This window comes from Isoptericola cucumis (assembly GCF_014635665.1).
Taxonomy (GTDB): domain Bacteria; phylum Actinomycetota; class Actinomycetes; order Actinomycetales; family Cellulomonadaceae; genus Isoptericola; species Isoptericola cucumis.
In genome coordinates this window covers 1-23,938 of the sequence record NZ_BMDG01000013.1, presented here as the reverse complement: position 1 = coordinate 23,938, position 23,938 = coordinate 1, and the positions used below count along the sequence as shown (strand labels likewise).

18 protein-coding genes and 2 pseudogenes are annotated in these 23,938 nt (G+C 74.4%); 12 read left to right on the top strand and 8 right to left on the bottom strand.

What is annotated here, in order from left to right; all coding sequences use genetic code 11:
* Window positions 1–61: 61 nt before the first annotated feature.
* Window positions 62–931, top strand: coding sequence for an MBL fold metallo-hydrolase (locus IEW03_RS16960; protein ID WP_188524894.1), 870 nt, complete (start codon window positions 62–64; stop codon window positions 929–931).
* Between the two features lie 65 nt (window positions 932–996).
* The gene (locus IEW03_RS16955; protein WP_229738386.1) at window positions 997–2,049 is read left to right on the top strand and encodes a DMT family transporter; all 1,053 of its coding nucleotides are present in this window, start codon (window positions 997–999) and stop codon (window positions 2,047–2,049) included.
* A gap of 23 nt (window positions 2,050–2,072) precedes the next feature.
* On the opposite strand, the gene IEW03_RS16950 is transcribed toward IEW03_RS16955, so the two are convergent.
* The gene (locus IEW03_RS16950) at window positions 2,073–3,050 is read right to left on the bottom strand and encodes a FecCD family ABC transporter permease (protein ID WP_229738385.1); all 978 of its coding nucleotides are present in this window, start codon (window positions 3,048–3,050) and stop codon (window positions 2,073–2,075) included.
* Complete coding sequence (locus IEW03_RS20505; protein ID WP_229738384.1) at window positions 3,047–4,120, bottom strand: FecCD family ABC transporter permease; 1,074 nt, start codon at window positions 4,118–4,120, stop codon at window positions 3,047–3,049. The genes IEW03_RS16950 and IEW03_RS20505 overlap by 4 nt, the downstream gene beginning before the upstream one ends.
* A 96-nt stretch (window positions 4,121–4,216) precedes the next feature.
* On the opposite strand from IEW03_RS20505, the gene IEW03_RS16945 reads away from it, so the two are divergent.
* A complete protein-coding gene (locus tag IEW03_RS16945; RefSeq protein ID WP_188524893.1) occupies window positions 4,217–5,212 on the top strand; it encodes an iron-siderophore ABC transporter substrate-binding protein in 996 nt (331 codons plus the stop codon).
* A gap of 96 nt (window positions 5,213–5,308) precedes the next feature.
* Here IEW03_RS16945 and IEW03_RS16940 read toward each other — a convergent pair whose 3' ends face one another.
* Window positions 5,309–6,709, bottom strand: coding sequence for an LVIVD repeat-containing protein (locus IEW03_RS16940; RefSeq protein ID WP_229738383.1), 1,401 nt, complete (start codon window positions 6,707–6,709; stop codon window positions 5,309–5,311).
* Window positions 6,710–6,850: 141 nt separating this feature from the next.
* Here IEW03_RS16940 and IEW03_RS16935 point away from each other — a divergent pair, with 141 nt between their 5' ends.
* The gene (locus tag IEW03_RS16935) at window positions 6,851–7,579 is read left to right on the top strand and encodes a DUF305 domain-containing protein (RefSeq protein WP_188524892.1); all 729 of its coding nucleotides are present in this window, start codon (window positions 6,851–6,853) and stop codon (window positions 7,577–7,579) included.
* Between the two features lie 9 nt (window positions 7,580–7,588).
* Here the strand turns inward: IEW03_RS16935 and IEW03_RS16930 are convergent, their stop codons facing one another.
* Complete coding sequence (locus IEW03_RS16930) at window positions 7,589–8,446, bottom strand: CPBP family intramembrane glutamic endopeptidase (protein WP_188524891.1); 858 nt, start codon at window positions 8,444–8,446, stop codon at window positions 7,589–7,591.
* Window positions 8,447–8,557: 111 nt separating this feature from the next.
* Here IEW03_RS16930 and IEW03_RS16925 point away from each other — a divergent pair, with 111 nt between their 5' ends.
* Window positions 8,558–10,282: a GAF domain-containing SpoIIE family protein phosphatase gene (locus IEW03_RS16925; protein WP_188524890.1), complete on the top strand. Its 1,725-nt coding sequence runs from the start codon at window positions 8,558–8,560 to the stop codon at window positions 10,280–10,282.
* A 120-nt stretch (window positions 10,283–10,402) separates the two neighbouring features.
* Here the strand turns inward: IEW03_RS16925 and IEW03_RS16920 are convergent.
* Window positions 10,403–11,020: pseudogene (locus tag IEW03_RS16920) on the bottom strand (biliverdin-producing heme oxygenase); the annotation flags it as partial.
* Between IEW03_RS16920 and IEW03_RS16915 the strand changes: the two are divergent.
* The 5 genes from IEW03_RS16915 to IEW03_RS16895 all read left to right on the top strand — a co-directional run bounded on the left by IEW03_RS16915 (window position 11,008) and on the right by IEW03_RS16895 (window position 18,537).
* Complete coding sequence (locus IEW03_RS16915; RefSeq protein ID WP_188524889.1) at window positions 11,008–11,631, top strand: DinB family protein; 624 nt, start codon at window positions 11,008–11,010, stop codon at window positions 11,629–11,631. The pseudogene IEW03_RS16920 and the gene IEW03_RS16915 overlap by 13 nt on opposite strands.
* Window positions 11,628–12,047, top strand: a complete 420-nt coding sequence (locus IEW03_RS16910) for a VOC family protein (RefSeq protein ID WP_188524888.1) — start codon at window positions 11,628–11,630, stop codon at window positions 12,045–12,047. Before IEW03_RS16915 ends, IEW03_RS16910 begins: the two co-directional genes overlap by 4 nt.
* A gap of 154 nt (window positions 12,048–12,201) precedes the next feature.
* The gene (locus IEW03_RS16905) at window positions 12,202–15,510 is read left to right on the top strand and encodes a S8 family serine peptidase (RefSeq protein ID WP_188524887.1); all 3,309 of its coding nucleotides are present in this window, start codon (window positions 12,202–12,204) and stop codon (window positions 15,508–15,510) included.
* 63 nt (window positions 15,511–15,573) lie between these two features.
* Complete coding sequence (gene rlmC / locus IEW03_RS16900; RefSeq protein ID WP_188524886.1) at window positions 15,574–16,848, top strand: 23S rRNA (uracil(747)-C(5))-methyltransferase RlmC; 1,275 nt, start codon at window positions 15,574–15,576, stop codon at window positions 16,846–16,848.
* Window positions 16,849–16,953: 105 nt separating this feature from the next.
* Complete coding sequence (locus tag IEW03_RS16895) at window positions 16,954–18,537, top strand: M20/M25/M40 family metallo-hydrolase (protein ID WP_229738382.1); 1,584 nt, start codon at window positions 16,954–16,956, stop codon at window positions 18,535–18,537.
* Window positions 18,538–18,609: 72 nt separating this feature from the next.
* On the opposite strand, the gene IEW03_RS16890 is transcribed toward IEW03_RS16895, so the two are convergent.
* The 3 genes and pseudogenes from IEW03_RS16890 to ddaH form a co-directional block, all read right to left on the bottom strand.
* Entirely contained in the window at window positions 18,610–20,007 is a 1,398-nt protein-coding gene (locus IEW03_RS16890) for an RNA polymerase sigma factor (RefSeq protein WP_188524885.1), read from the bottom strand.
* Between the two features lie 324 nt (window positions 20,008–20,331).
* Window positions 20,332–21,432: pseudogene (gene ocd / locus IEW03_RS16885) on the bottom strand (ornithine cyclodeaminase); the annotation flags it as partial.
* Window positions 21,429–22,367, bottom strand: coding sequence for a dimethylargininase (gene ddaH / locus IEW03_RS16880; RefSeq protein ID WP_188524883.1), 939 nt, complete (start codon window positions 22,365–22,367; stop codon window positions 21,429–21,431). The gene ddaH and the pseudogene ocd, both read right to left, overlap by 4 nt.
* A gap of 104 nt (window positions 22,368–22,471) precedes the next feature.
* On the opposite strand from ddaH, the gene IEW03_RS16875 reads away from it, so the two are divergent.
* Both IEW03_RS16875 and IEW03_RS16870 read left to right on the top strand, forming a co-directional pair.
* Window positions 22,472–22,933, top strand: coding sequence for an Lrp/AsnC family transcriptional regulator (locus tag IEW03_RS16875; RefSeq protein ID WP_188524882.1), 462 nt, complete (start codon window positions 22,472–22,474; stop codon window positions 22,931–22,933).
* Between the two features lie 2 nt (window positions 22,934–22,935).
* Window positions 22,936–23,877 (top strand): hypothetical protein, encoded by a 942-nt coding sequence (locus tag IEW03_RS16870; protein WP_188524881.1) that lies wholly within the window; start codon window positions 22,936–22,938, stop codon window positions 23,875–23,877.
* Window positions 23,878–23,938 lie beyond the last annotated feature (61 nt).

Here is a 23,938-nt window from a genome sequence, read left to right as displayed (position 1 = left end):
GCACAGCGTAAGGAGACCAAAGGGGTAGGCGCCTCCGCCGGGAGGTGGAATTCTGTGCGGCATGACCTCACCCGGGAACGACGAGACCTTCTGGATCTGCCGCACCTGCGCCGTCGAGCACGCGCACCGGCCCGACGTCTGCGCCGTCTGCGACGACGAGCGGCAGTGGGTGCCCGCCGCCGGGCAGGCGTGGGCCACGCTCGAGGAGCTCGCCGCCGAGGGCCACGCCGTCGAGGTCGCCGAGCTGGAGCCCGGCCTCCTGGGGCTGCACACCGCGCCCGGCGTGGGCATCGGGCAGCAGTCCAAGGTGGTGCGCACCTCGGCCGGCGCGCTGCTGTGGGACCCGCTCGGCTTCGTCGACGACGCCGGGGTCGCGGCCGTCGTGGACGCCGCCGGGGGCGGCGACGTCGTGATCGCCGCCAGCCACCCGCACATGTTCGGCGTGCAGGTGGAGTGGAGCCGGCGGCTCGCCGCGGCCACGGGTCGCGACGTCCCGGTGCTGGTCAGCGAGGCCGACGCCGGCTGGGTGGCGCGCCCCGACGTGGTCGTCGAGGCCTGGTCGCCCGGCCCGTCCGGCGAGCGCGAGGTGCTGCCCGGCGTGGTGCTCAGCCAGCCGGGCGGGCACTTCCCCGGCTCGGCGGTGGTGCACTGGGCGGACGGCGCCGACGGGCGGGGCGTGCTGCTGTCCGGCGACACGATCTTCGCCAACCCCGACCGCACGTCCGTGAGCTTCATGCGCAGCTACCCGAACCGGATCCCGCTGTCGGGCGCGGTCGTGACGCGGGTCGCCGAGCACGTCGCCCGGCGGCCGTTCGAGCGCCTCTACAACAACTTCGAGGGCGTGATCCCGGCCGACGCGCGCGACGTCGTGCTCCGCTCGGCCGAGCGGCACGCCGCATGGGTGCGCGGCGACTTCGACCACCTCACCTGAGGAGCCCGATCTCACAGCCACCGCATGCCGGGAGCGGCCGGCCCCGCGACTAGGATCCCGTGATCGTGGCAACCATCGTGAGCGCTCGGCAGCGTGCCTTCGGCGTCGCGCTCGCGATCGTCGCGGGGTTCGCCGCCGCCCTGCAGAGCCGGGTCAACGGCACCCTCGCCACGGAGACAGGCACGGCGTTCGGCACGGCCGCCCTGTCCTTCGGCTCGGGCCTGGTGCTCCTCGCCCTGGTGCTGCCGTTCTCGCGCGCGGGACGCTCCGCGGTCGGGCAGGTCCGCGCGGGGCTGCGCCGCGACGGCTCCGGGCGCGACGGCTCCGGGCGCGACGGCTCCGGGCGCGACGGCTCGGAGCGCGGCCGGCTGCGCTGGTGGGAGTGCCTCGGTGGCCTCGGCGGCGCGTTCTACGTGACCTCGCAGGGGCTGACGGTCGACGCCCTCGGCGTGGCCGTCTTCACCATCGCGCTGGTGGCCGGGCAGTCCGTGAGCTCGCTGGTCATCGACCGGGTCGGCCTCGCGCCAGGCGGCGTGCGCCTCGTGACGCTGGGGCGGGCGCTGGGCCCGGTGCTGACCGTCGTGGCGGTGGTCGTGGTCTCCGGAGCGGGCGCGTCGACGGCGGCGCTCGGGCTGGCGGTCTTCCCGCTCGTGTCGGGGGTGCTGCAGTCGTTCCAGCAGGCGCTCAACGGGCGGGTGCGGGCCGCGGTGCGGCCCGGCGTGCCGCGACCGGACGGGCGGACGGGTCGCGACGGCGGGGTCCTCGCGGCGACGTTCGTCAGCTTCCTCGTCGGGACGGCGGCGCTGCTGGTCCTGTTCGGGGTCTCGCTGGTCGTCGACGGCATGCCCGCCGGCACGTTCCCGCCGGACCTGCTGCTCTACTCGGGCGGCCTGCTCGGCATCGTCTTCATCGCCCTGCAGGCCGCGGTGGTCCAGCGCATCGGCGTGCTGCTGCTCGGCCTCGGGATGATCGCCGGGCAGGTCGTCGGTGCGCTCGTGCTCGACGTCGTCTCGCCGGGCGTCGCCGCTCCCGGCGTCGCGACGTACGTCGGCGCCGGCCTGACGCTCGTCGCCGTCGCCGTGCCGCTGCTCGAGGGCCTGCTCCGCCGCCGCGGCTGACCCTCGCGCCCCCCGAGGTCGACCTACCGCGCGCGGCGCGCGCCGGCGACGAGCACGGCGAGCAGGTAGACGCCGCCGAGGACGATCGTCACCACGCCCACGGGCAGCGCGGTGGGCAGCACGTGCTCGGCGACGAGGTCGGCGCCGAGCAGCAGCACCGAGCCGGTGAGCGCCGACGCGACCAGCGGCAGGCCCGGTCCCCGCACGAGCCGCTTGGCGACCTGCGGCGCGGACAGCGCGACGAACGCGATCGGCCCTGCCGTCGCCGTCGCGACGGCGGTCAGCGCCACCCCGATCCCGAGGATCCCCAGCCGCGCGGGCTCGACCGCGACGCCGTGCGCCGCGGCGAAGTCGTCCCCGAGCTCGAGCTGGCGCAGCAGCGGCGCGCACACCACCACCCCGGCCCCCAGCACGGCGAGCACCACCGTCGCGGGCGCGACCTGCTCCCAGCCCACGAGCGACAGCGACCCGGCGCCCCAGGCGGCGGCGCTCATCGCGATCTCGGTCTGCGCGCGCATCAGCATGAAGGTGTTCGCCGCGTGCAGCATGGCGGAGACGGCGACCCCCACGACGATCAGCCGGAAGCCCTGCACACCGCGCTGGTACGCCAGCAGGTAGACGACGACGGCGGTGAGCAGCCCGCCCGCCAGGGCGGCCGCCGCCGTCCCCAGGTAGCCCGGGCCGACGACCGTCATGACGACCAGCACACCGGTGTACGACCCGGTGGTGAACCCGATGATGTCGGGCGAGCCCAGCGGGTTGCGCGTCAGCGACTGGAACAGCGCGCCGGCGACGGCGAGCGCGGCGCCGAGCACGAGCCCCGCCAGCACGCGCGGCAGCCGCCACTCGCGCACGATCGTGGTGGCGAAGTCGTCCTGGCCGAGCAGCGCGCGGCCCACCTCGGCGACGGTCAGCGGGTAGTCGCCGAGCGCGAGCCCGGCGACGGCGAGGACGGCGGCGACCACGGCGAGCGTGGTGACGACGACGCCGCCCCGCCTCACAGGCCCACCATCCGGCGGTGGCGCACGAGCACGATCAGCACGGGCGCCCCGAGGAACGCCGTCACGATCCCCACGGGGACCTCGCCGGGCCACATGACGACGCGCGCGAGGATGTCGGCGACGAGCACGAGCACCGGCCCCAGCACCGCGGACAGCGCGAGCACCCAGCGCTGGTCGGGCCCGGTCACCCAGCGGGCGGCATGCGGCACCATGAGGCCGACGAAGGCGATCGGCCCGGCGAGCGCGGTCGCCCCGCCGGCGAGCACCGCGATCGCCACGACCGACCCCACGCGGGTGGCCGCCACGGACGTGCCGAGGGCGCCGGCGACGTCGTCGCCCAGCGCGACGGCGTTGAGCGACCGGCCGAGCAGGAGCGTGCCCGCGAGGCCGACGATGACGAAGGGCGCGACGGGCGTGATGACGTCCCAGCCGCGCGACTGGAACGATCCGGACTCCCACACGAGCAGGGCGGAGAACTCCTCGGGGTCGCTGAGCCGGATCGCCGAGACGATGCCCGACAGCACGGCGGTGAGCGCCATCCCGCCGAGCAGGAGCTGCGCGACGTCGACCCGCCCCCGGCCGGCGCCCCCGACGACCCACACGACGACGGTCGCCACGAGCGCGCCGCCGAGGGCGAACCAGACGTAGCCGGACGGCGAGGTGACGCCCAGCACGGCGATCGCCATCGCGACGGCGAAGCCGGAGCCGGCCGTCACGCCGAGGATGCCGGGGTCGGCGAGCGGGTTGCGGGTGAGCGCCTGCACCACGGCCCCGGCCATGGCGAGCGCGGCGCCGACGAGCAGGCCGAGCACGGTGCGGGGCAGGCGCAGCCCGACCACGGCCGCCTCGTCCGCCGCGGGGACGTCCCCGCCGGTCAGCGCGGCCCAGACGCCGGTGGGCGGGACGGGGCGCGAGCCGATGGCCAGGCTCGCGACGAGCGCCACCAGCAGCAGCACGACGGCGCCCGCCAGCCAGAACCACCGCGCCCGGCCGCGGCGGGCGGCCGAGGCCGTCCCGGCCGACGGGCCGTGGGACGCGCCCGCCGGCGGCGTCGTGGTGACACTCGACATGGACGCCCGCTCCTCCGACTACTTAGTTGAGGCTAACCTATGCAATATGGCCGACCTGCTCGGCCGCGCCCTCTCCCCGACGAAGGATCATCCCTCATGAAGCTCCCCGCACGCCTCGCGGCGACCGCCGTCGTGGCCCTCGCCCTCGCCGCCTGCTCCGGCACGGGCGACGACGGCGGCGACGCCGGCACCGGGTCGGCCCCCGCGGCCGGCGGCGACTTCCCGGCCACCGTCGAGACCGCGTTCGGCGACATCACCGTCGACGAGGCGCCCGAGCGGGTCGTGGCGCTCGGCTGGGGCGACGCCGAGACGGCGCTGGCCCTCGGCGTCCAGCCCGTCGGCGCCTCCGACTGGCTGGGCTTCGGCGGCGACGGCGTCGGGCCCTGGTCCGAGGGCCTGTACGACGAGTCGCCGGAGATCATCGAGACGCTCGAGCCCAGCTACGAGCAGGTCGCCGCCCTCGAGCCGGACCTCATCCTCGACGTCAAGAGCTCGGGCGACCAGGAGCGCTACGACCGGCTCTCGCAGATCGCCCCGACGGTCGGCATCCCCGCCGGCGGCGAGAACTACCTCACCAGCACCGAGCAGCAGACGACGATGATCGCCGACGCCCTGGGCGTGCCCGACGAGGGCGCCGCGCTCCTGGACAAGAGGGACCAGGCGTTCGCGGAGGCGGCCGAGGCGCACCCCGAGTGGGACGGCATGACGGCGACCGCCGCGACGCGGACGTCCGAGGGCTGGGGGGCCTACATCGAGGGCTCCGAGCGGGTCGAGTTCCTCGAGCGGCTCGGCTTCCAGCAGTCGCCGACCATCGACGGCCTGAAGGCCGGCGCGACCGGGTTCTCGGTCGACATCTCCGACGAGCAGCTCGACCTGCTGGACGCCGACCTCATCGTCGCCTTCCCGATCTTCATCGACAAGGCCGAGATCACCGACGACCCGCAGTGGCAGGCGATCCCCGCCGTCGAGAAGGGCCACGACGTCGTCATCGACGGCGACCTGCAGGCCGCGTACTCGCTCGGGACCGCCGAGTCCCAGGTCTACGCCGTCGACGAGCTCACCGGGCTGATCGAGGACGCCCTCGGCTCCTGACGCCTCCATGAACGACCGGCGGCCGGCCACCCGCGAGGGTGACCGGCCGCCGGCGTCCGTGGCGCCCGGCCTCTGCCGCCGGCCGGGCTCGGACTCTCAGAACTTCTGCTGCATCTGCGGGTTCAGCGACCTGAGGTTCGTCTTGGCCTTCCCGTCGATCGAGTCGTCGATGTCGAAGGTGTCGAAACCGATCCCCAGGTCGTTCGAGTAGGCGTAGCCGTTGTACCAGTAGGTGGACCAGGTGCCACCGTCGGAGACGCCCGCGCCGCGGTCGAACCAGGCGAGCTCGGTCGGGTGCGACGAGTCGGTGAAGTCGAGCACCGAGACACCGCCCTGGTACCAGGACTGGACCATGAGGTCCTTGCCCTCGACCGGGATCAGCGAGCCGTTGTGGGCCACGCAGTTCTCGGTGTCGTCGTTGATGCGCGGGATCTTGTAGTAGCTCTTGAGCACGAGCTCCTTGCCGTTCTTCCCGCCCTTCTTCTTCGCCTTCTCGATGTCGTAGATGCCGTTGGCACCGAGCTCCGGCGCGTACTCGCCGGTGCACGTCGCCAGGCCGCCGCCGCCGAGCTCGTCGGTGAAGACGACCTTGGTCGCGTCGTTGTTGAAGGTGGCCGAGTGCCAGAACGCGAAGTTCTCCGTGTCGCGGACCGTGGTGATCACCTTGGGGTGGGCGCGGTCCTTGATGTCCATGAGGATGCCGTCGCCCATGCACGCACCGGCGGCGATGTCGTACTTCGCGTACGTGGTGATGTCGTGGCAGCCGGACGTCGCCGAGGCGTCGCGCGACGCGTCGCCCTCGTAGCCGCCGCCCGGGAACAGGTTCGGCGTCGCGACGAGCTCGGCCCCGGCCGGGTCGTCAGCCGGGATCTTCACGATCGAGATGAGGTCGTGCGGCGGCTGGCAGTCGGGGAAGGACGAGCGGGGGCTGTACGACGAGACGTAGACGTAGACATCCTTGCCGTTCTTGGTCGGGGCCATCGAGTGGGTGTGGGACCCGCACGCCGTCTCGACCGCCTTGACGTACTCGGGCTCGAGCGGGTCGGAGATGTCCCAGACCTTGAGGCCTTCCCAGGCGTCCTTCTCCGTCGCCGGGCGGGTCGTCGAGTCGCAGGAGTCGTCGCTGCGCGACGAGTCGGTGGACAGCACGAGGATGTCGCCGTAGACGGAGACGTCGTTCTGCGAGCCGGGGCAGTACACCTGCAGCGCCTGGACCGGCTTCTCGGGGTCGGACAGGTCGTAGACGGTGAAGCCGTCGTAGTTGCCCGCGAAGGCGTACTTGCCCTGGAACGCGATGTCCGAGCCGGTGCCCTGCAGGGCACCGTTCTTCGGGTTGTTGCTGAGGTGCTCGATGTTCGACGACGCCACCTCGCCCGGCGGGACGTCGGGGGCGGGCAGGTCGGCCGCGGACGCGGGGGCGGCGAGCCCCAGCACTCCGGCGACCAGCGCGAGCGAGAGGGCGACTCCGGTGGCGCCCCTCGTCCGTGAACTTCTCATCCGTGATCTCAGGGTTGAACGACGCACAGGCGCCACACCTCCTCGTTAGGTCACACTGAGTGTCGTCTGGAAGCATCCTCCGAACCAGGTGATCAGGCATCTTTTTACGCAGCGGCAACAACCCCCCGAGAGGATCGTCAGGTGACCCAAGACCCCGGCGGCCGTCACGCGACCGGCCACCGCACCGTCATGACCTGCGTCTTCGTGCTCGCGGCGGGGCTCGCCGCAGCGGGGTGCACCGCGGAGACGCCCGAGCCCACCTCGACGCCGTCCTCGGCCGTGCTCGCGCCGGGGAAGCCGGGCGAGCCCGCCGAGACGATCGCCCCCGAGGACTACGAGGGCATGGGCGGCGAGGACGTGGTCACCGATGCCGACGCCGACTTCATGACGCGGATGATCGGCCACCACGCCCAGGCCGTGGAGATGGCGGAGCTGGTCCCCGACCGGTCGACGTCGGAGCAGCTCACCAAGTTCGCCGAGCGCATCCGGCTGACGCAGGAAGGCGAGATCGACTACATGGGCCGCTGGCTCGACGACCAGGGCCTCCCGGTACCCGCCGACGACTCGCCGGACACGGCGCCGTCGGACGGGAGCGGGCCGCGCGCCGCGCAGCCCCACGACCACGACTCCATGCCCGGCATGCTGACCGAGGCCGAGATGACGGCCCTGGCGGACGCGGAGGGCGCCGAGTTCGACCGGCTGTTCCTCGAGGGCATGATCACCCACCACGGCGGTGCGCTGGAGATGGTCGACGAGGTCGGCGCCGCGGGGCGGGACGAGACGGTCCAGGAGTTCGCCGGGAACGTGGCGGCCGACCAGATCGCCGAGATCGACCGGATGTCCCGGCTGCTCGACGAGCTCGCCGGCTGAGCCTCTCGGTCAGGGAGCGGTGACGAAGACGTCGAAGAGCTCCGGGTGGTGCCCGTGCACCAGCACCGCGAACACCACCAGGTCGAACAGCAGGTGCACCGCCACCACGTAGCTGAGGCTCTTGTACCGGCTGAAGATCCACCCCTGCACCAGCGCGAACGGCACGGTCAGCGCCGGCCCCCACTCGCGGTACCCGAGCTCCCACAGGAACGACACGAAGATCACGGCCTGCAGCACGTTCGCCGTCCACAGCCCGAAGTGCCGGCGCAGCAGCGCGAACACCGTGCACACGAAGAACAGCTCGTCCCAGATGCCGACCGCGTTCACGCCCACGAACAGGCGCGCCACGTCCTGCCCGCCGGCGAGGTCCGGCCAGTTGAGGTACGCGCCCGAGCCGAGGAAGTAGGGCGGCAGCACCAGGTAGCCCACCAGCACCACCACCGCCAGGTACACCCACTGGCCGCGCGACCAGCGGCGGCCCGTCGCGACCGGGAAGCGCACCGCCCCCGCGCCGTCGTCGTCCCGGAAGACGTACCGCGAGGCGGCCCACGGCACCAGCACCGCGAGCGAGAGCACGACGGCGAAGCGCGCCATCCCGGCGTCGGACAGGTCCGCCTCGAGCGAGATCGTCGAGATGATGCCGAGCGCGACGGCGATCAGGGCCAGGTCACGGCCCAGCCGGCGGTCGACGGCGAGGCCCAGCGCCACGCCCGCCACCAGCGGCAGGTACGCCAGCGGGCGCACGTGCACCGCGAAGAGCAGCACGGCCGACACCGAGACGAGCGCCGCCGCGACGAGGCGCAGCACGGTGCGCGCCGTCGTGGCCGGCGGCGCCGTGGCGGCCGCGGTGCGGGTGGTGCTGTCCATCGTGGTCTCCATCGTGCCGCCCATGGTGCCGCGAGGATAGCGGCCCGCGTGGAACAATCCGGGGATGGTCGCGGGTCACCTGGCATACGGCGCAGACTCAGGCACGGGCCGATGACGGCGGCGCACCCGGCGCAGGCACTGGAGGCCGCCGGCCTCGCGCGGCCCGTCGCCGACTCCTCGTTCGACCGCATCGCACGGCTCGTGCAGCGCCAGCTCGGCGTCCCGACCGCCCTCGTCACCATCGTCCTGCCCGACGCCCAGGTGTACCCGGGCGCGCTCGGTCTGCCCGACCCGTTCCAGGCCACCCGGCGCACCACCCTCACGGAGCCGCTGTGCGGCACGACGATCAGCATGGGACGCCCGCTGGTGGTCGAGGACCTGCGCGCCGACCCCGTCCTGTCGCGCACCGCGACCGTCACCGAGCTCGGCATGGGCGCGTACGCGGGGTTCCCGATCTTCGACCGCAACGGCATCCCCGTCGGCACCGTCTGCGCCCTGGACTCCGAGCCGCACCCGTGGAGCTCCACCGACCTGGCCACGCTGGCCGACCTCGCCGCGTCGTGCACGGCCGAGCTGCGGCTGCGGCTCGAGCGGCAGCGCGCGCACCGCATCCAGAAGGTCGCCGTGCACGCCACGCGGCGCACCCGGCTGCTCCTCGAGCTCACGGAGCGCTTCGCGGGGGCCACGACCCTCGAGGAGACCGTCGAGGCGATGCGGGCGTCGGCCGCGGGCATCGGCACCATGTGGGCGGGGATGGCCCTCCTCGACCCGTCGGGCACCGCGCTCACCCTGGTCGAGCGCGAGGGCACCTACCCGCACCTCGCGCGGCACTGGCCGCTGACGCACCCGGCCGTGGCCGCGGCGACCCGGACCCGCCGCCCGGCCTTCTTCCGCGACGGCGCCGCGGTGCTGCGCGCGATGCCGACGTTCGCCCCGTGGGTCGACGAGTCGATGGGCGCGATGGCGTTCCTGCCCCTGGTGACCGACGACCGGCTGCTCGGACTCGTCGCCCTGCTGTGGCGCGGCCCGCACGACCACGACGACGAGAACCGGCGCACCGCGGCGGCGCTGGCCACGAGCGTCACCCAGGCGCTGGCCCGCGTCCGCGTGCTCGACGAGCGCCACCGGGTGGCGACCACCCTCCAGGCGGCGATGCTCACCGACCTGCCGGCCGTCCCGCACCTGGAGCTCTCGTCGACGTACGCGTCCGCCACCCGCACCGACAAGGTCGGCGGCGACTGGTACGACGCCGTCGTCCTGGACGCGCGCTCGTGCGTGCTGATGATCGGCGACGTCACGGGCCACGACATGCAGGCCGCCGCCCGCATGGGCCAGCTGCGATCCATGCTGCGCACCCTCGTGTGGTGCCAGGCCGGGCCGCCGGCCGAGCTGCTGCACGAGCTCGACCACGCGAACATCGGCCTCGGGCTGGCGGCGAGCGGGACCGCCCTCGTGGCGCGGCTCGACTGCACCGACGACGACGGCTGCCGCCTCACGTGGTCGACCGCCGGGCACCCGCGCCCGGTCGTCGTGCGCGCCGACGGGCGGGTCCAGGAGCTGGCCGGCCGCCCGGACCTCATGCTCGGGTTCGCGCCGTCGACGCGCCGCACCGACCACACCGCCGACCTCGCGCGCGGCGACACCCTCGTCCTGTACACGGACGGGCTCGTGGAGTCGCGCACGGTCGACTACGCGGTCCGCGCCGACGAGCTGTACCGGGCGCTGCAGGACCTCGCCTCCTGCCCGACGGCCGACCTGCCGCGCCGCCTGGTCGAGCGGCTCGTGCACGGCGAGCAGCGCGACGACGTCGCCGTCCTCGCCGCCCGCGTCCGCTGACACGGTCCGAGCCGCGCTGCGCCGCGCGATCGTCCGAGGTAAGGGGTGGGCGGACCCCAGCTCGGCGAACACGGCCCGGTTCAGGCGGAAGGCGCGCTGCGCCTCGGCCACCGCCGCGTCCGTCTCGGGACCGCTGAGCGCCAGCCCGTCGAGGCGCTCGCGATAGGTGTCCTTGAACGGCTTCGCCTTGGGGATCCCGGCGAAGGTGTAGAACTCCAGCCCGGCGCCGTCGAGCCCGTAGTGCCGCTCGAGCATCCGCTTGACCACCTGGCCGCCGGAGAGGTCTCCGAGGTAGCGGGTGTACGCGTGCGCGGCGTAGCACGCGAGGTCGCCCCCGACGTCGCGCAGCCGCGCGGCGTAGACCTCGGTGGCAGGCCGCGTGACGACGGCGTCACGCCAGCCGGGCCCGTACAGGTGCGCGAGGTCGCGCTCGATCGCGGGGACGCGGGTCAGGGCGTCGAAGACGAGGGTCCGGCCGCGGGCGTCGAGCCGCATCCGCCCGGACGCCTCCTCGAGCGCCCGGTAGACGACGAGCTGCTGGGCCGCGAGGTCCGCATAGGCGGTCAGGTCGAGCCCACCGGACAGCAGCCGTTCGACGAAGCCCTCCGACTCGGCCTCGGCGTGCTCGGCGCGCGTGCCCTCGCGCAGCCGGGCCGAGAGGGTCGGGACGTCCGTGACCAAGAGGCGTGGAGGTGAGTGTGGGTGGGTCCGGGCACGCTGGGGCGATGACGACGACATCCCCGCCCGCGGACGCGAAGGCCGTGCTGCACCGCTACCTGAGGGCCGCCCGCGAAGCCCTGGTGTCGAAGGTCGAGGGCCTGTCGGAGCGGGAGGCGCGGCTGCCGCGCACGCCCACCGGCACCAACCTGCTCGGCCTGGTCAAGCATGCCGCGACGGTGGAGATCGACTACTTCGGCGGCGTGTTCGGGCGCACCTGGCCCACGCCTCAGGACACGCCGTGGCTCGCCGCGGCGTCGGCCGCCGACCCCACGCCGGCCGACGAGCAGGCGGAGTTCTTCGCCACCGCCGACGAGCCGGCCGAGTACATCGTCGGCCTGTACCGCCGCGTGTGGGCCTTCGCCGACGCGACCATCGACGCCCTCGCCCTGGACGCGCCGGGCCACGTGGCGCGCTGGCGCGCCGGCCGGCGGGACGTGACGCTGCACCAGATGCTCGTGCACATGACCGCCGAGCTGCACCGGCACGCGGGCCACGCCGACATCCTGCGCGAGCTGTCCGACGGCGCCGTCGGGCTGCGGGCCGACTACCTGGCGCGCCGATTCGACTACGCCGCGTACACCCGCGAGCTGCGCGACCTCGCCGAGCAGTTCCCCGAGGAGGCACGATGACCGGCGCCGTCCCGACGATCCGCCAGGTCGTGCTCGACACGACGGACGCGCGAGGCCTCGCGGAGTTCTACCGCGAGCTGTTCGGCCTCCGCTACCGGCCGGGCGACGAGCCGCCGCCGTCGGGCGCGCCCGACCCGCGCGGCGCCGACTGGCTCGTGCTGCGCAACCCGGGCGGGGTACCGCTCGCGTTCCAGCAGGTGGAGACGCTGCCGGCGTCCACCTGGCCGGGCGACGGCGTGCCGCAGCAGCTCCACCTCGACACGACGGTCCCGGACGCCGCCGAGCTGGACCGCCAGCACGAGCGCGCCCTCGCCCTCGGGGCGCGGCTGCTGGCCGACCGGTCCCACGACGCCGAGGAGCCGCTGCGGGTGTACACCGACCCGGCGGGCCACCCCTTCTGCGTCTTCGTCGGCTGAGGCGGAGGTGCAGCACAACGGCCGTTCAGGGGGTGCCCAGCGCGGATCCGGCGTAGTTTGCCGGTGACTGTCCGGCGTCGGGCACCTGCCACAGAGACGTGGCACCCGGACCGGACGTCTCGCTCGTTCCGACCGAGACGAAGGGTGCGCACCCATGCGCTTGCGAGAACACCAGTCCAGACTCCGGCTCGTCGCCGCCACCTCGGGCGTCGCGCTGGTCCTCTCCTCCCTCACGGCGACGGCCGCGGCAGCCGCGTCCGTCGACCCCGACGACCTGCGCCTCGCCGACGCGCAGCCGGCGCTGGCCTCGCGCGACGAGGGCGCCAAGTCGCCGTCGAGCGCGCTGGCGACGACGCCGAAGCGGCTGCTCGGCATCGAATCGGCGAAGAAGATCCCGGTGATGATCAAGTACGACGTCGAGCCGGTGGCGTCGTACACCGGCACCGTGCCGGGTTACGACGCGACCAGCCCGTCGGTCACCGGCGAGACGCTGAGCACGCAGGGCGCGGAGACGAAGAAGTACCGCGGCTTCGTGCGCTCGCAGCAGCGCGAGATCACGGCCGAGGTCGAGGCGGCGGTGCCGGCCACGGACGTCGTCGGTACCTACGAGACGGTGTACGGCGGGGTCGCCGCGCTCGTCCCCGGCAACCGGGTCTCCGAGCTGCTGGACGTGCCCGGCGTCGTCGCGGTGCAGGAGAACGTGCTGGAGCAGCCCCTGACGGACTCGAGCGTCGAGTACATCGGCGCCCCCGCGGCGTACGAGGCGCTCGGCACGGAGGCGGAGGCGGGCGACGGCCTGGTGCTGGGCAACATCGACACCGGCATCTGGCCGGAGCACCCGTCGTTCGCCGACCACGGCAACCTCAGCCCGTACGACGGCCCGCAGCTCGCGTGCGAGTTCGGGCAGGACCCGACGACGCCGCGGGACGACCCGTTCGTCTGCAACGACAAGCTGGTCGGCGGGTACGCGTTCACCGACCTGTACGACCTGCTCAACCCCGGCGACTACCTGTACCGCGGCACGGCGCGCGACGCGGAGGGCCACGGCTCGCACACGTCGGGCACCAGCGCGGGCGGCATCGTCCGGGACGTGCAGACCGTCGGCCCTCAGATCGCGCGGATCCAGGGGGTCGCGCCGGGCGCGAAGATCGTCGAGTACAAGGCGCTCGGACCGGGCGGCGGGTACACGTCCGACCTGGTCGCCGCGGTCGAGCAGGCCGTGGTGGACGAGGTGGACGCGATCAACTACTCGATCTCCGGCGGGACCACGGTCGACGACCCGGTCGAGCTGGCCTTCCTCGGCGCGTACGACGCGGGCGTCTTCGTGGCGGCGTCGGCCGGCAACGACGGCCCGGGCGCGGCGACCGCCAATCACGTCAGCCCGTGGCTCACGACGGTCGGCGCGTCCACCCAGGACCGCGAGTTCTCCTCCACCCTCAGCCTCACCGCGGGTGACGGGGAGACGTTCACCGTCGACGGGGCGTCGATCGTCCCGGGCGTCGCCGAGCCGCTGCCGGTGGTGCGTGCGGGCGACGCCCCGTACTCCGACCCGCTGTGCCAGGAGCCCGCCCCCGCGGGCACCTTCGACGGCGTGATCGTCGTCTGCGAGCGCGGGGAGAACGCCCGCGTGCTCAAGGGGCACAACGTGCTGCAGGGCGGCGCGGCGGGCATGGTGCTCGTCAACCCGACGCTGGCCGACGTCGCGACCGACAACCACTTCCTGCCCGCCGTGCACGTCGCGGACGGCACGGAGCTGGCGGCGTTCCTCGAGTCGCACGACGACGTGACGGGCTCGTTCACGGACGGCGCGCCGGCCGAGGGCCAGGGCGACGTGATGGCGGCGTTCAGCTCGCGCGGGCCGGCCGGTCCGTTCGTCAAGCCGGACGTCACGGCCCCGGGAGTGCAGATCCTCGCGGCGATGACGCCGACGCCGCTGTCGGCCGAGGGCGGGCTGCCCGGCCAGTACTACCAGGCCATCCAGGGCACCTCGATGTCGTCGCCGCACGTCGCGGGCGTCGGCCTGCTGCTCCAGGCCGCCCACCCGGACTGGACGCCGGGCCAGATCAAGTCGGCCATGATGACGCAGGCACGGACGGACATCGTCAAGGAGGACCTCACCACTCCGGCCGACCCGTTCGACATGGGGGCGGGCCACGTGGACGTCGGGGCGTCGCTGACCCCGCCGGTGACGATCTCGGACACCACCGAGAACTTCGCCGCGCTGGCGGCGGACCCGGTGCACGCGGTCGACCTCAACGTCCCGTCCATCAACGCCCCGACCCTGCCGGGCCGCCTCACCACCACCCGCACGCTGGAGAACACGTCGGGCCGCCCGCTGGTCGTGCACCCGCGGGCCGAGGCGCCGGACGGTGCGAAGATCACGTTCAGCCCGCGGATCGCGACCGTGCGGCCGGGCAAGAGCGTCGACTTCGACATCACGATCACCGACACGTCGGCGAGCGAGGAGCAGAAGTTCGGCGCGGTGACGTTCCGCACCCAGCGGGGCGACGCACGGATCCCGGTGGCGTTCGTGCCCACCCAGGGCAACGTGGCGGTGGACCAGTCGTGCGACGCGGAGAAGATCCCGCTGCGCGGCGACGTCACCTGCACCGTCACGGCCACGAACGAGTCGTTCACCGCGCAGACGGTCACGTCGACGACGTCGGGCACGGGGGCGCTGCGCGGCTCCACGACCGAGTCGGCCGAGCTGGCGGGCGCCGAGCTCGGCGTCCCGAGCGTCGAGGACGTCCCCGAGGGATCGCCCGCGGGCGGCTTCGCCGACCTCGAGTCCTTCGGCATCGCCCCGCGGGCCGTGGGCGACGAGGAGCTGGTGAACTTCACCGTGCCCGCGTTCTCGTACAACGGGCGCACGTACTCGAGCGTCGGGGTGGACACCAACGGGTATCTCGTGGCCGGGGGCGGCACCTCGCAGGACAACGAGTGCTGCACCCTGCCGGACGGCCCTTCGCCCGCGCGCCCCAACGACGTGCTCGCACCGTTCTGGACCGACCTCAACGGTGTGGCCGGCGACGGCACCCAGGCCGAGGGCATCCGGGCCGGCACGCTCACCGACGGGGTGAACGACTGGTTGGTGCTGCAGTGGGACGTGTTCGTGTGGGGCACGCAGGACGCGCGGGCGTTCCAGGTGTGGATCGGCCTGAACGGGACGCAGGACGTCTCGTTCACCTACGCGGACGCGATGGCGGACCCGAACGGGATGCCGTTCCTCGTCGGGGCGGAGAACGCCGGCGGCCAGGGCGACATGGTGGCCGAGCTGCCGGACGGCACGGACAAGGTCGTCACGTCGACCGACCCGGCGCCGGGCGGCACGCTGACCTACGACGTGACGCTGCGCCCCAGGTTCCCCGGCAAGGGGCTGGTGCGCACCGAGCTGGTGGCCGACGAGGTCCCGGGGGTGACGGTCGTCGAGACTCCGGTGCGGGTCACGGTGTTCGGTCGCTGAGCTGACGGCGACCTGACACCGACCCGAGCCGACCGCGGGTGGCGGCGGCCGTAGCCTGGTGGGGTGCAGTGCCCCCACTTCGACGCCGGCCGCTGCCACTCGTGCACCCTGCTGGCCACCCCGTACCCGACGCAGGTGGCCGAGAGGGCCGAGCACGTCGCCGCGCTCCTCGACTCCGCCGTCCCCGGCGCCGCCGTCGACTGGCTGCCGCCGGTCACAGGGCCCGAGTCGGGCTTCCGCAACAAGGCGAAGATGGTGGTCACCGGCACCGTCGACGAGCCGGTGCTCGGCATCCTCGGCTCGGCGACGGGCCCGTTCGCCGGGCAGGGGGTCGACCTCACCGACTGCGGGCTGTACCCGCCCGCGCTGCAGGACTCGTTCCCCGCCCTGGCGGAGCTGATCACCCGCGCGCGCCTGCAGCCGTACGACACGACGTCGCCCTCCCGCGGCCCGCGACGCCGGGAGTCACCCCGCGAGTCCGCGTGGCGTGGGGAGCTCAAGCACGTGCTCGTCACCCTGTCGCCCGACGGCGAGCTCATGGTGCGCTTCGTCCTCCGCAGCCAGGAGCCGGTCGCCCGCCTGCGCAAGCACCTGCCGTCGCTGCTCGCCGCCCTCCCCCGGGTCGCCGTCGTCAGCGTGAACGTGCAGCCCGTGCACGCCGCGGTGCTCGAGGGCGACCTCGAGATCGTCCTCACGGAGCGGTCGACGCTGCCGATGCGCGTCGCCGCGGGCGGTGGCGCCGACGACGGCATCACGCTGCACCTGCGGCCGCAGAGCTTCTTCCAGACCAACACCGCGGTCGCCGCCGCCCTGTACGCGCAGGCGCGCCGGTGGGTGGACGAGGTCGCGCCCGCGTCGCTGTGGGACCTGTACTGCGGCGTCGGCGGCTTCGCGCTGCACTGCGCCGCGCCCGGGCGCAGCGTCACCGGCATCGAGCTGTCCGCCGAGGCGATCGCCAGCGCCGTCACGACCCGCGACGAGCTCGCGCACCTGCCCGCCAGCGCCGTCGTCGCCACCCACGACGCCGCGTGGTGGGCGGCAGCGACCCGTGACGTGCGCTTCGCCGCCGGCGACGCGACGGCGTTCGCCCGCGACGGCGGGCCGCAGGCGCCGGAGCTGGTGGTCGTGAACCCGCCGCGACGTGGGATCGGCCCCGAGCTCGCCGCCTGGCTGGAGTCCTCCGACGTGCGGCACGTGCTGTACTCCAGCTGCAACGCGACCACGCTCGCGGCCGACCTGGCGCACATGCCGTCGCTGCGCCCGCGCCGCGCCCGGCTGCTGGACATGTTCCCCCAGACCGGCCACTACGAGGCCCTCGTGCTGCTCGCGCGCGCCTGACCAGCACGGCCGTCGGCGGGGTTTCCGGATCCGCCGCCGCGTCCTACGCTCACTGGTCAACCGGTCCCCGCAACGACGCGGGGTCGTCCGATCAGGAGGTCGACCGTGAGAACAAAGATGTTCCCCACGGCCGTCGCGAGCGCAGCCCTCACCGGGCTCGTCCTCGCGGCGTCCCTCGCCCCCACCGCGACCGCGGCACCACCCGCGGCGGCGGGCAAGCACGACCCCGGTGAGCACCGGGGCAAGGACCTGGCCAAGACCGTCTCCGGCAAGAAGGTGTTCCGCCACCTGGAGGAGCTGCAGGAGATCGCCGACGAGAACGGCGGCAACCGCGCCACCGGGACCCCGGGCTACGAGGAGTCGGCCCGGTACGTCGAGCGGGTGCTGCGCAAGGGCGGCCTGGAGACGGAGCGGCAGTACTTCGAGGCCGAGACCTTCGAGGTCGCGGACCTGAGCGTCGAGGTGCCGGGCGTCGACCTGACGCCCGTGGCCATGACGTACTCGACCAACACGCCCGACGACGGCGTCACGGCCGGCGTCGTGCAGCCCGCCATCGTCGACGGCTGCCCCGCCAGCGACGACCCCGCCGCGCCCCACGACGACTCGTGGGCCGACGTCGACGCCACCGGGAAGATCGCGCTCGTGCGGCGCGGCGCCTGCTCGTTCGGTGCGAAGGCGCTGGCGGCCGGCGAGGCCGGCGCCGCCGGGCTGATCATCTACAACAACGACATCGGGGCCCTCAACGGCACGCTCGGCGCCGTGGACGACGGCTACGCGCCGACGGTCGGCGTCACGCAGGCCGAGGGCGAGGCCGTGCTGGCCGCGCTCGAGGCCGACCCCGACCTGCAGGTGACGTTCGACTTGCAGGCGAGCGTCGAGACCGTCGAGACGTTCAACGTCCTGGCCGAGACCCGCGCCGGCGACGACGACAACGTCGTCATGCTGGGCGCGCACCTCGACGGCGTCGAGGAGGGACCGGGCATCAACGACAACGGCACGGGCTCCGCGGCGATCCTCGAGACCGCCGTCCAGCTCAACAAGAGCAAGAAGCTCAACAACACCGTCCGGTTCGCCTGGTGGGGCGCCGAGGAGCTGGGGCTCATCGGGTCCGCGCACTACGTGGACGACCTCGTCACCAACGACCCCGAGGCGCTCGACGACATCGCCACCTACCTGAACTTCGACATGGTCGGCTCGCCGAACTACACGATCGGCGTGTACGACGCGAACGAGTCGACGTTCGAGGCGCCAGTGACCGTCCCCGAGGGGTCGGTCGAGACCGAGGCGCTGCTCACGGACTACTTCGACGCGGTCGAGCAGCCGTGGGTCGACTCGGAGTTCTCCGGCCGGTCGGACTACGACGCCTTCATCAGCAACGGCGTCCCGGCGTCGGGGCTCTTCACCGGCGCGGACGCCGTCAAGACGGACGAGGAGGCCGCGATCTTCGGCGGCGTCGCGGGCGAGGCGCTCGACCAGAACTACCACAGCGCCGGTGACGACCTGTCGAACGTGAGCCTGGAGGCGCTCGACATCATGTCCCGCGCCATCGGGCACGCGGCCCAGCAGCTCGCCCACAGCACCGAGGCGATCAACGGCGTGGCGCCCGACGACGGCCACGGTCACGGCCACGGTCACGGCGGCGGCCACGGCGGCGGCCACGGTCACGGCGGGGGCCACGGCCACCGCTGACGACGACTGACCGCGAGGTGGTGCGGGGCCACGGCCCTGCACCACCTCGCGGCGTGTCGCGACGCTCTCCGGTCAGGCGTCGTTCCAGCGGCCGAGCTGCTTGAGAGTGGCGCTGGGCCGTGAGCCGGGCGCCCCCTCGAGCTCGACGGTGACGGTGGCCTCGTCACGACCCCAGGAACCCACGTACCAGGTGCGGAACCCCGGCCACTGCGTGGTGTCCCCGTCCGCCGACCGCACCCCGACGACCTGCGCGTCTTCGCCCAGCGGTACCACCTCGTACACGCGCGCGATCCGGGACTCCGGCACCGTCAGCGAGACGGTGCGGGTCGCCGGCTCGGTCGGGGTGGGAGTCGGGGTGGGGGCCGGCGTGGTGGGGGACGGCGTCGGGGACGTCGGCGTCGGGGTCGGCTCCGGGCTGGTCGGCCGTGCCGTGGGTTCGTCCGCGGGGTCGTCGCTCGGGTCCGGGGTGCCGGACGGCGGGGTCGACGGCGGCACCGGCTCGGGCCGGTCCGTGGTCGGCCCGTCGGAGGGCGCGGACGGGTCGGACGGCGCCGGGTCCACGGGCGAAGGGTCCACGGGCGACGGGTCCACCGGCGCCGGGTCGGCGGGCGGGGCGATCGGCGGGTCGGACGGCTCGTCGTCCGCCGGGTCCTCCGGGTCCTCCGGCGGGTCCGCCGGCACCTCGACGGGCGGGGCGGGGTCGGCAGAGCTCGGCGGCGCGGCGGCGGGCGCCTCGGGCTTCGGCCCGCCGCCGACCAGCGGGACGGCGACGGCCGTCACGGCGACCACCGCGACGACACCGGCCCCGGCGAGCCCGGCCTTGCCCAGCCGGTCGAGCCGGAGCACCTGCCCGCGCAGCCACTCCCAGGCCGCGGCGAGCGCCGCCCCCACGGAACCGAGGCCGGCGAGGCCCGCACCCGTGCTCCCGGCCGTCATCGCGCCCACCACGACGGGCCCGGCGGTCGCGGCGGACAGGCCGCCGAGGAGCAGCGGCCCCGCGTCCCGCAGCGCCCACGACGCCTGCCGCACGTCGATGAACGCGCGCATGCAGCCGTCGCAGCCGAACAGGTGCTCCTCGAGCACCGTGCGGCGCCGGAGCGCGAGCCGGTGGCTCACGTACTCGCGCAGCGAGGTCCGCGTGTCGAGGCACCCGGGCGGGCACGCGCGGGCGTGAGCGTCCGCGAACGCGGCCGCGAGCCGCTGCTCCGCGTGGTGCAGGCGGCGGCGCAGCGCCCGGGCGTGCACGCCGATCTCGGCGGCGATGGTCGCCAGCGACCGGCCCCTCACGTGGTGCGACCACAGGAGCCGCTGGTCGTCGTGCGGCAGCGTGGCGAGCACGGTGCGCAGCACGTCGGGGTCGACGGTCCCGGGCGCGCCCGGACCGTCGTCGTGCCCACCGGCGGCGGCCGCGTCGCGCATCCGACGGATCGCGTCGTCGACGTCGGCGGCCGGCGCCCGCCCTTCGCTCACGTCACGTCTCCCGTCCCCGTCCTCAGGACGGTGCCGGCGCGGGGGTCGGCCCCGCGCCGGGGGCCATGATCGCAGCGCTCCGCGGGGGCAGGGCAAATCACGGTCGGTGACCTGGGAGGACGCCGGCGCGCCTCAGCCCCGGCGGGCCGCCGTGCCGGCGAGCAGCGTGTCGCGGCCGTCGCGGCCCGCGAGCCCCATGAGCCGGTCGAGCGCGCGACGGGCGGACGCGTCGTCGGCGCGGCCGGCGGGGGCGGCGTCCCCGGGGGCGGCGTCCCCGGGGGCGGCGTCCCCGGGGGCGGCGTCCGGGTCCGGCGCACCGGCCTCGTCGGCGGCCCGCACCAGGGAGAACAGGTCCTTGGGGTCGTCGGGCTCCGCGACGAGGTCGAGGTGGCGCAGCAGGTCGGCGGGGACGTCGTCGTGCACGAACCGCAGGGTCGCCCAGTCCTCGACGGCGAACCCGACGGAGTCGAAGACGGTGACGCCGGTGGCGTCGAGCGCGGCGCGCTCCCCCACCCCGCGCTCGAACGGGGCGCCCGCGCCGGCGGGCGTGCGCCCCACGCCCCGGCGTCCCGGCCGGCGGCCCGTCACGACCTCCCACAGCTCGGTCACGCCGAACGCCTCCGGCATCTGCTGCAGCTCGCCCTCGACGCGGGTCTGCGGCTCGTACTCCACGAAGACGTCGGCGCCCGCGAGGATGCGCGGGTCCAGCTCCGTCTTGCCGGGGCAGTCGCCGCCGATGGCGTTGACGTGCACCCCCGGATGGGCGAGCGCCTGGACCATCTCCTGCGTGAGCACGGTGGCGTTCGTCTTGTCCGCGGTGCAGGTCGTGATGACGTCGGCGCCGGTCACGGCGTCGGCGGCGCTGCTCGCCTCGTGCACCTCGAAGCCGAGGGCCCGGGCGTTGCGGGCGAGCTTCGCGAGCGCGCCCGGGTCGGTGTCCCACGCCCGCAGGCGCGTGATGCCGAGCGCCGCGCGCATGCCGAGGGCCTGGAACTCCGACTGCGAGCCGGTGCCGAGGAGGGCGAGCGTGCGCGAGTCCGGGCGGGCGAGCAGCCGGGCCGCGAGGCCCGACGTCGCCGCCGTGCGCAGCGCGGTGAGCAGCGTCATCTCGGCGAGGAACGTCGGGTAGCCGTTGCGGACGTCGGCGAGGACGCCGAACGCGGTGACGGTCTGGTAGCCGCGGGCCGGGTTGCGCGGGTGCCCGTTGACGAACTTGAAGCCGTAGGTGGTGTCGTCGGAGGTGGGCATGAGCTCGATGACCCCGTCGCGCGAGTGCGACGCGATGCGGGCGCGCTTGTCGAGCTCGGGCCAGCGGGCGAAGTCGGCGGCGAGGGCGTCGATCAGGCGCGCGATGACGGCCTGGGGGCCGCGGCGGGCGACCCAGCGCGCCGTCGCGGCGACGTCGAGGAACGGGACCGTCGTCATGCGTGGGCCTCCTGCGTCGTCGTGGTCGCCGCGGGGCGCAGCTCCAGGGTGCAGCACTTCACCGAGCCGCCGCCCTTGAGCAGCTCGGACAGGTCGACGCCGACGGGGTCGAAGCCGCGCCGGCGCAGCTGGTCGTGCAGCCCCGTGGCCCGGTCGGTGAGGAAGACGTGCCGTCCGTCGGAGACGACGTTGAGGCCGAGGACGGCGGCGTCCTCGGGCGTCGCGAGGATCGCGTCCGGGTAGCGCTCGGCGAGCACGGCCTGCGAGGCCGGGCTGAACGCCTCCGGCAGGTACGCGATCGTCGCGGGCGTGGTGCCGGTGTCGAGCACGGCCAGCGCGGTGTCGAGGTGGTAGTAGCGCGGGTCGACGAGCTCGAGCGTCAGGACCTCGACCCCGAGCAGGTCGGCGACCTCGGCGTGCGCGGCGCGGGAGGTGCGGAAGCCGGTGCCCGCGAGCATCACGTCGCCGGCGAGCAGCAGGTCGCCCTCGCCCTCGTTCTGTTCCGTGGCCTGGCCGAGGCTCGCGAAGCCCAGCGCCCCGGCGGCGGCGAACCAGGCCTCGTAGGCGGCTCCCTCCGGCTGGCGCTCGGGGTAGGTGAACCGCGCGGCGAGCGAGCGGCCGCCGGCCACGACGCCGCCGTTCGCGGCGTACACCATGTCGGGCAGGCCCGGGACGGGGTCGATCACCTCGACGCGGTGCCCGTGCGCCTCGTAGGCGGCCTTGAGCCGTTCCCACTGCCGCACGGCGCGGGCGCCGTCGACGGGGACGCCGAGGTCCATCCAGGGGTTGATCTCGTAGACCACGTCGAAGTACGTGGGCCGGCACATGAGGTAGTGCCGCGCGGTGGGCGTGCGGTCGGGGGAGCTCGCGGCCTCGTGGGCCGCGGTGCCCGGGAGGGTGCCCGACGTCGTCGTCGGGGAGGTGATCGCCGTCATGCCGCGACGGTAGGGGTGCCGCCGTTGCCCACCACGCGCGTTTCGTTGTGCGTGCGGGTGAGAACCCTGGCCAATCTGAACCTCGAGGTGAACAATCCGAGGGTATGGACGCCGTGAACCGCAAGATCGTCGGACACCTGCTGCGCGACGGCCGTGCGACGTACGCCGACATCGGCGCCGACGTCGGCCTGTCGGCGCCCGCGGTGAAGCGCCGGGTGGACGTCATGCTGGCGCGCGGGGAGATCGCCGGGTTCACGGTGCGGGTGGCCCCCGAGGAGCTCGGCTGGGGCGTCGAGGCGTACGTCGAGCTGTTCTGCCGCGGCAACGTCTCGCCGGCCACGCTGCACCGCGACCTCGCCGCGATCCCGGAGGTCGTGCGGGTGGACACGGTCACGGGCGAGGCGGACGCGATGGTGCAGGTCATGGCGGGCGGGATGGCGGACATCGAGCGCACCGTCGAGGCCATCCGGGCCAGCGGGCGGGTGGACAAGACCCGCACGTCGCTGGTCATGACCCGCGTCATCGACCGCCCGGCCCGCGCCGGGTCGACGACGAGCGAGGGCTGACGGTGGCCGGCACGACGCGGCGGCTGCTGGCCGCAGCGTGCGTGCTGCTGGTCGTCGCGGGGTGCACGCCGGGCGAGCAGGACGAGCGCCCGCCGGTGGACGCCGAGAGTCTCCGGGCCGAGCTGCGCCAGGACCGCACGCAGTACGCGGACCGCACCGCCGCCGTGCGGGTGGTCAACGAGGGCGCCGCGCCGCTCACCCTGTTCGGCGGTGCGCTCGACGCGCCCGGGTTCGGGCCGAGCAGCCCGGACGGCGACCACCCCGCGCGATCGGTCCCGCCCGGCTCCGGACGCGACGTGCGCATCCGGCTCGGCGACGTCGACTGCGACGCGCCGCCGCCCGAGGCCGCCACCGGCGCCGCGGCCACCACGACCGAGGTCGCGACGGCGACGGTGACGGTCGCGACCGGCGAGGACGCCGCCGAGGGCGACGGCACCGAAGTCACCCTCGGCGTCACCGACCCGCTGGGCCGCCTGGCGACCGTGCACACGGAGGTCTGCGCCGAGCGGCTGGTCGCGACGGGCGTGCGGCTGCGGGTGACCCGCGTCGAGCCGGCGACGGTCGGCGGCCGGGGCGGCGACGGGTCCGGCAGCGACGGCGAGGCGGGCGAGCCCGGCGGCCGGGTCACGCTCGCCGTCGAGCCCGTACCGGGCGGCCCGCAGGTGCGTCTGGTGCGCGTGGCCGGGACGACGCTGCTCTCCCCCGCCGGCGCCGTCGCCTGGACGGGCGACGCGCTCGCCGGGCAGGCGGAGGGCGCCGTCGTGCTCGACGTCGTCCCGGCGCGATGCGACCCGCACGCCGTCGGCGAGGACAAGCGCGGCACGTTCCTGCCGGTCACCGCCGAGGTCGACGGCGTCCGGCAGCCCGTCGTCTACGTGCCGATGTCGGACGCCCAGCGAGCCGCCGTCTACGACCTCGTGCACGACGCCTGCGGCTGGGACTGACTGTGAGGATCGCGTTCGCAGCCTGTTGGTGCTGGGCTGTGGTTCGGCGGTCGTGGTTGTG

Excerpts from the sequence above, each read along its gene's own strand:
- IEW03_RS16960 (WP_188524894.1), top strand. The coding sequence starts at position 62 with ATGACCTCACCCGGGAACGACGAGACCTTCTGGATCTGCCGCACCTGC.
- IEW03_RS20505 (WP_229738384.1), bottom strand. The coding sequence starts at position 4,120 with ATGTCGAGTGTCACCACGACGCCGCCGGCGGGCGCGTCCCACGGCCCG.
- IEW03_RS16945 (WP_188524893.1), top strand. The coding sequence starts at position 4,217 with ATGAAGCTCCCCGCACGCCTCGCGGCGACCGCCGTCGTGGCCCTCGCC.
- IEW03_RS16940 (WP_229738383.1), bottom strand. The coding sequence starts at position 6,709 with ATGAGAAGTTCACGGACGAGGGGCGCCACCGGAGTCGCCCTCTCGCTC.
- IEW03_RS16930 (WP_188524891.1), bottom strand. The coding sequence starts at position 8,446 with ATGGACAGCACCACCCGCACCGCGGCCGCCACGGCGCCGCCGGCCACG.
- IEW03_RS16925 (WP_188524890.1), top strand. The coding sequence starts at position 8,558 with ATGACGGCGGCGCACCCGGCGCAGGCACTGGAGGCCGCCGGCCTCGCG.
- IEW03_RS16915 (WP_188524889.1), top strand. The coding sequence starts at position 11,008 with ATGACGACGACATCCCCGCCCGCGGACGCGAAGGCCGTGCTGCACCGC.
- IEW03_RS16910 (WP_188524888.1), top strand. The coding sequence starts at position 11,628 with ATGACCGGCGCCGTCCCGACGATCCGCCAGGTCGTGCTCGACACGACG.
- IEW03_RS16905 (WP_188524887.1), top strand. The coding sequence starts at position 12,202 with ATGCGCTTGCGAGAACACCAGTCCAGACTCCGGCTCGTCGCCGCCACC.
- ddaH (WP_188524883.1), bottom strand. The coding sequence starts at position 22,367 with ATGACGGCGATCACCTCCCCGACGACGACGTCGGGCACCCTCCCGGGC.
- IEW03_RS16875 (WP_188524882.1), top strand. The coding sequence starts at position 22,472 with ATGGACGCCGTGAACCGCAAGATCGTCGGACACCTGCTGCGCGACGGC.